At 29.7% G+C, this 1,270-nt stretch carries 1 protein-coding gene; it reads right to left on the bottom strand.

The genetic code is table 11. The annotated features are described in order from the left end of the window. Nucleotides 1–142: 142 nt before the first annotated feature. A complete protein-coding gene (locus QOZ93_RS14000; RefSeq protein WP_307357472.1) occupies nt 143–1,171 on the bottom strand; it encodes an IS6 family transposase in 1,029 nt (342 codons plus the stop codon). Nucleotides 1,172–1,270: the final 99 nt, after the last annotated feature.

Below are 1,270 nucleotides of genomic sequence, written 5' to 3'. Positions count from 1 at the left end.
GGTTCTGTTAATTAATTATGAAAGATTAACTATCTCAATCGCAAAATTACGAATTTAAGCGTTAGCTTGGAATAATTATATATATAAATTTAAAATTGGGTATGACAAAAAGAACTATCTAAATGTTATTTTTTTTAAGCCGTTAGGCTGTTAATAACCAGCTAGATTTTTCAATACTATTAAATTTTACTCCTGCAACTTCCATAGGTGATAAGTTGCTTAAAGAGGAATGAGGTCTTATAAAATTGTAGTGGAAAATAAACATAAATATAAGAGAATTAGCACTTTTAAAGGAATTAAATCCTTTTTTACGCTTATACCAGTATTTAAAAGATTTATTAAAGGATTCTATAAGATTGTTACTTATATCATCACGAAAGCTTTGAACTTTAATATGTTTAGCAGTAGGAAATATATTTTTAACTGCTTGATTATAAGATGGCAATCTATCTGAAACTATAGAATTAGGAGTTCCTAACTTTTTGCTAGAATTTAATACTGTATAAGCTTGATCACTATCTCTGCTTGGTGTTAGATGATGAGAAACTATTAATCTAGTTTCGGAATCAATTACTAACCAAAGATAATGTTTTTTCCCGTTTATAAAAACTACAGTTTCATCGGCATGCCATTCATCTGAATCAGATAAATGTATAGAAGAAAATATATCATCGTATATTTTTTTAAACATTGGAGCAAATTTTTTAGTCCAAGATGCAATAGTAACATGAGATACTTTAATATTCATCGTGATTTTAAAGTACTCAGAAATTCTTCTTGTTGAAGAATCATTATGAAAATATAGTGTTAAAGCATTTAGAATAACAGAAATAGGATATCTCATACCTTTAAAATTATTTTTGCCATGGATTAGATGGTCAGATGAATGCAAAATAGCTGACGCTTTTACTTGAACAAGTATATGATTACACTTTCTATTACCACATTTATACCGAGTATACTTGGGGTAATCATGATGAATATATGTCGCTTTGCCACATAAGGGACAACGAGGATATTCAGAGAGCTTTCGCTCTTTCGGCGTAGCCGATGGTGCAAATTGTCTTTTACACTCTTTACATTGATATTTTTGATTTCCTTGTTTGTCTTTTCCGAATTTAAACAATTTCAAACTGTGGCATCTAGGGCATTTTAATTTAGCTTTTGACATTGAACTAATCTCCTTTCCGAGGGGGATAATGATTTTGTGGTGAAACTATTGTAACTCTAGGGATGAGATAGTTCAATGTTCATATAACTTAACAGAACG

The sequence above is a fragment of the Hathewaya limosa genome, from assembly GCF_030815255.1.
Classification (GTDB): Bacteria; Bacillota; Clostridia; order Clostridiales; family Clostridiaceae; genus Hathewaya; species Hathewaya limosa.
Note: the sequence above shows the minus strand (reverse complement) of the source record. Positions and strands in the feature narration are given on the sequence as shown.